General features: G+C 40.1%; 5 protein-coding genes. All 5 read right to left on the reverse strand.

Annotated elements, in window-relative coordinates; translation table 11 throughout:
* Positions 1 to 169: 169 nt before the first annotated feature.
* Positions 170 to 2473, reverse strand: a complete 2304-nt coding sequence (locus tag ACT3TU_RS13355) for a DUF2345 domain-containing protein (RefSeq protein WP_444784475.1) — start codon at positions 2471 to 2473, stop codon at positions 170 to 172.
* A gap of 53 nt (positions 2474 to 2526) precedes the next feature.
* The gene (locus tag ACT3TU_RS13360; RefSeq protein WP_444784476.1) at positions 2527 to 3741 is read right to left on the reverse strand and encodes a hypothetical protein; all 1215 of its coding nucleotides are present in this window, start codon (positions 3739 to 3741) and stop codon (positions 2527 to 2529) included.
* Positions 3742 to 3748: 7 nt separating this feature from the next.
* Positions 3749 to 4243, reverse strand: coding sequence for a hypothetical protein (locus ACT3TU_RS13365; protein ID WP_192524816.1), 495 nt, complete (start codon positions 4241 to 4243; stop codon positions 3749 to 3751).
* Between the two features lie 82 nt (positions 4244 to 4325).
* On the reverse strand, positions 4326 to 4889 hold the full coding sequence (locus ACT3TU_RS13370) for a hypothetical protein (protein WP_192524815.1): 564 nt from the start codon (positions 4887 to 4889) through the stop codon (positions 4326 to 4328).
* A 56-nt stretch (positions 4890 to 4945) separates the two neighbouring features.
* Positions 4946 to 5418, reverse strand: a 473-nt coding sequence (locus ACT3TU_RS13375; protein ID WP_444784477.1) for a hypothetical protein, incomplete at its 5' end; no start/stop codon positions are given.

Consider the following 5418-nt stretch of genomic DNA (forward strand, 5'->3'; position numbering starts at 1 on the left):
ATACGAGAATCTATGCTATCTAACCATTTTAAACTTATATCACTAAACACTAAATTATTGATAATAGGACAAGCCTTTAAGTTTGAGTTTCTTCTAGATAACTTTACATCTATATTATTGCCATCTACAGTTGTTTTACCAGTTGATTTTTTTGGGGGAAATTGCATAACTAATAATCTCCATTCGTTGATAGATAAAGATGCACATTAAAGTCTTCTTCAATAGATGACACTAATTCTTCAGTTTCACCTTCGGAGTTAGTAATTCCAAGGTAGACCAACTCTTTCACTTCAGATATTGCACGATAATGAACATTACTGTAAGGGATGCCATCATCATCAGTAAACTTAAATTGAACTTTATAAAGTTCAATAGATCCCCAAGGGTCTTTATTCTTTAAATGTACTTTAATCTCATCAGGATTCGAGCTAAAGAAAGTTTCAGTGTTTCCCTCAATATCTGTAACACCCTCAAACCTCTCTTTCGTATTCTCATTGATAGCAATATATGGTGTGTTGGCATAAGGAATGTCATCATCGTCAGCAAACTTAAATTGCGCTTTAAACATCGCACCAGCTATCAGACTCGGCAGCCCCGCCAATCCCAGCCCATCAACTCCACCCCCAGTCTTAGAATGCTTACCACCTTTCTCCGTAAACTGCTTAGCCGATATCGTAATATTTGCGCCATCGAGAGTGATACTAGCTCCACCAGCCGTCAATATAATCTTATTCGTCGCTACCACTTCAACTTCTTTAGTCGAAGAGGCGATATTCACATCTTGCTTAGCTGTGGCTTCCAGTTTTCCTGTATGGGCGGAGAGGGTGATGTTGTCCTTAGCATTAGTCATGCTAAATTGACCATCAGCTATGATGTTCAACGACTCACTACTAATCTGATTATGACTATCGCCACTACTGATATTCATATCTTGCTGAGTAGTGCTAATCATCTCACCCATAGTTCTATGAATCAGCGTATCGGTACTGACATAACTTATATCTGCTGCGCTATCGATCAGCGTGTAGGGGCTAGTTTGATGAGTAGTGGTTTGCTGTTCTTCTGCGATGCTCTTTAATTGAGCTTTGATTTGGCTGTGACCATTTACATTACGCCCTAACCCTGTTGCCAGTTGCGTAAGTCGCTCAGCTAGATGCTGACCACCAAGAGCAGTTTGGGTCAGAGTCGGGGTATGGTGCTGGTAGTTATGTTGTCCAGATTGTGCGTGGGTTTGTGGCTGAGTGGAGAGGACGAGGGCTTCGCCTGATTTGATATTAACTTGGGCGTTAGTAGCCGCATTGATTCCTTGACGTTTGGCGGTATCTGATGGATTGATAATGCCCATTTTTAGGCTGGCGGATATCCCAGCACTGTCTACTTTTAGCTGTGAGTAGGCTTGTTTTGTACGGTGGTCAGTGACCCATTCTGATAGGCCGTTGTCGGTGTTGCGATAACCACTCTCAATCGCTTGTTCGTTGTCAGTAGTAAATAGGCTGGGGCGAGTCGATGACAATAGACTGCCCGTATTGATCAGATGCTCGCCGTCACCGATAGACTGCATCAGGGTTTGATCATCTGCTCTATGGGTGAAGTGAGACCCATAGTTTGCGCCTGCTTGTGCTTCTAATCGACTGATAGACTGGGCTGGACTATCCAGTAAGTAGTTTTTGGTCGGGGTCAAATGGTTGCGACTGTCTGTGTCGCTTTGGCTATCTGTAATACCGGTCATCGGTGGTAGGGCGTGTCTGCTATATAGAGGACCAACCCATGAGATATCAGCGGTAATGAGGCGCAGCTGCGTTAAATGAATGCCAGATTCTAATTTTGACGCATGACGCTGTTGATGGCGTGAGCTTTGGGTTAGCCCTGTCACATGTGCCAGACTATTGCGTGCTAGATGCACGATATGGGTAGTGCGGTAGTGCTGATTGAGTGCACCGTGATCAGCAAGAATAAAGGTATCAGCAACGTTTAGGTCAGTAGCATGGGCAAGGGCATGATAGACGCTATACTGACTTTGATGACTGTCTGCTACGATAGCCGCTTCATCTATGGTTTCAGTATCGGTTACTGGCGCAAAAGCAGCGGGCGTATCTAATGTGAGTGTGAGTGTGTGGTTATTGGCATGGCTTTCTTCATCGGCATTACTGCTCATCGCAACGTCAGCGGCCTGGGTTGGCTGTGCGACGCTGGCGCTATTAAAGCGCTGCATCGTTACTGAATTTGGTTGGGTGACAATCTGCTCACTCATTGCTAGAACGGGCGCATGGACACGATCATGTAATACTTGTTGGTAACGCAGTGCGCCAATATTTAAGCTGATACCATCGCTATCGCTTGGACTATGCGATGTAATAATAAGCTTTGGTGGACTGTGCTCGTCCGTTTGCTCATGGCGTAAGTAAGCCGTCAGTCCTTGACGCGCGAGCCGCTCGCAAATATGTGTCCAGTCGCTTATTTGCCACTGAGTCATACGTGCTGGGGTCCAGTCATTTGGGCTATTGTTATGCTTTCGTTAATATCTTATCACCCTTGCTCACCATCGAACTGCCAAATCACCTCACCCCATTGATTATTAGGATAGTCTGGCATGATGTCGCCTTTTTTAAAGTAAGCACGACTGTCAGATTTTGCTTGCGTGAACCAGTAGCCTGATTTAGGGCAGGGCTGATTGGCAGGGCAACGCCCTTTTACTTGACTGGTGATTTCGGGTTTGTTGGGTTTGGTTTGATTCTCATAATAAGGCGTCATGTCTTCGCCTGCCTTTTGGCGCTTAATAAACTCATCGTAAGTAATTTTGTAAGGGTCAATAGAAACAAACTTGCTGGTATCGATGCCTGTTTTTTCTAATACAAGGGGGAGGGTATAGTCGGGTTGGTCTTGTTGAACGTCTAAGCCTATCTCTAAAGCTTGAGTTTCAGCGTATAACCTAGACGTAGGTAAGTCTGGATAAGCCTTTGTAAAGACTGATTCCAAAGTATCGTCTGGATTGTCATAACTGATATAGCTGTTGATATGAATTTCTTCAGAGCTAAAATCTAAGCTGATCATATAAACGTAGTTATTGATTTCTTCTTCAAAGTTATATTGCATTCGAATGTCTAAAAAAACATCAGTACTATGTCGCAAACTCCATGTTTGTAAGCTCGGTAACTGCTTAAACTGATTAAAAGTTAAAGGGTATTGATAGTTTACAAAATTATCTGCAACGTTTTCGCTGGTACCGTAAGTGTAGCTATCTTGAATAGATATACGAGGGTCATCAATGCGGTGATCATCTAACCAACCTTGCCCTTCTAGCTGTTTAAACAGTTTTTGCACAGCGACATAGGCATCTTTTTTCGTAACACCATAGCTGCCTTGAGAGTTAGGAATGAAGAAATCAATTCGAACCGACTGTATGCCTCGTTTAGGTTTATCATGAATATAGAAGCCTGAGGTCATACCCACATTGTCAACAGTGAGTGATGGAACGTTAGGGTAGCTAAAGGTAGCAGTCCCATCGTTAGATGGAAAGTTAATTTCGTAAAAAGTAACGCCTAAGCTGCCAATATTGAGCGGATTATCATCAAAACTCCAATACTGTTTAATGTCTTCATTATTTTTTTTAAAAGTTTCTGGACTTTCTGAGACTGAAATAGTGGCGTGAGGGGAGATAATAGCCTCTTGTTCTGATTGGCAGGCAGTAGTTAGAAGCATAGAACTAAAAAAGAACCAATTGCTAAATATTTTTTTAATCATAAATGTCTTATCTAACCATCATTCCAGTTTTATAATAAATAACAAGAGGCTCATGCAAGGTATATTGTTGTGAGTTCAACATTATTTTTGAAGTCATAAGTACCTGAGCATATTCATTATTTACAGTTAACCACTTCATTGGCGTCGTTTTAGCTGAACCAATAGAATTTCCTGAAGCAGTTAATTTGCCTTTGTTTTGGCCTTCAACTTGAGAAATGTCGTATTTAAAAAACTGACTATTATGTATTCCTTCAATATAGCATTCAGATTCCAAATCGTGATAACAGTAAACTAGCATCTCTTTCGTAGGATGAATTAAGTAAACTACTTCCCTAGAATCACCTGAATTTAGTATTTTGCCTAGAGAATTTTGTGCATTATAGTCCCGAGTATTTGAGTTATCTAATATCTCAGAGCTATCAGCACTTAGCCCTTCATTCACAGGTACGGCTTCCCCGCATCCAAATAATAGAATTGATGATATTAATATTAAGTTTTTCATAGCCTATCTTTGTTTTAGTTTGTCAAAATCTTGATAGTTTTCTCTAAACCTAATAATTTAAGTTATCTATAAGGTCACAAAACTATTTAGAAAACTCAGATACGTTTTGCTCATAATATTTAGTTACACCTGGGTCATTATAAGTAATAAGAATGGTAGTATCGTTCAGCTTCCAATCAAATATAGTGGCAACTTTAAAAAAATTAAGTTGTTCTGTATCTAAGTTTTTTAGAAACTTAGTTGCTTCACTTGCATTTTTTTCAGAGTTAAAAGTAATTTGATATGCACCAAGATAACCTTCCCTTACATCCCTTATACTAATTACTATTCCATCTAATGCACAAGCATCTTTTAAGAACGCCGATCCAAACTCTGAGGTAAGGTTGTTTTTTATCTCAATTTCAGGCGTCTTACGTTTAGAAAAAGTAATGTTAGCTTTTCCTGTTGTTAGATTTGCGGATTTTATACCCAATTCTACAAAGTTTTCATAAGTCTCTAAAAAGGGCTTAGAGTTGCAGTTTTTATCAATACTACGTTCGATGACAGTTGGTTTATTTTCAATTACCGTTGGCGTGTCTTGAACAGCACTACTTTCTACTGAACAACCTAAGGGTATAAAACATAGTAAAAAAATAAATTTTTTCATCACAAACCTCTTTATCTTAAAACGTAAAATCATTTGCATTTGGTAGTTTATTCAGATTAAGGAATAACTAATGTCCTACCTCTAATTACTGGGCGCACTGCCTTAAGGTAGATTATCTTTGCATCAACATCTTTGTTTGAGGTAACGCCACCTAATTCTCTTAGAGCTTTGTTAAAACTAGAGAATCCATTGTACCCGAAGACTTCTAGACAACCCGCTGTTCCTATATTACTACCTGGTATGTTTGGGTTAGTTGTATCAGGCCCATCATGAATTAGAAAGTTCCCATATACTATCCATGCACCGTTTTCAGCAGTATCTGTACTATGCAGTTTATATTCTGGAAACCATGTTAATGAGTGCGTTTGCTGATCTGCTAATCCAGCGACTGAGTAGCCCTCACTTCTTACATATCTTGGACCGAACCTTATTACTTGAAACGCTCTAGTATGTTTACCATTAGATATCCTTAGAGTATAAAGTGGAGTTTTATAGTGATTTTCAAATTCGCCATCTGGATAATCCCATG

The sequence above is a fragment of the Psychrobacter sp. AOP3-A1-26 genome (assembly GCF_052378235.1).
In the GTDB taxonomy this organism is placed as follows: domain Bacteria; phylum Pseudomonadota; class Gammaproteobacteria; order Pseudomonadales; family Moraxellaceae; genus Psychrobacter.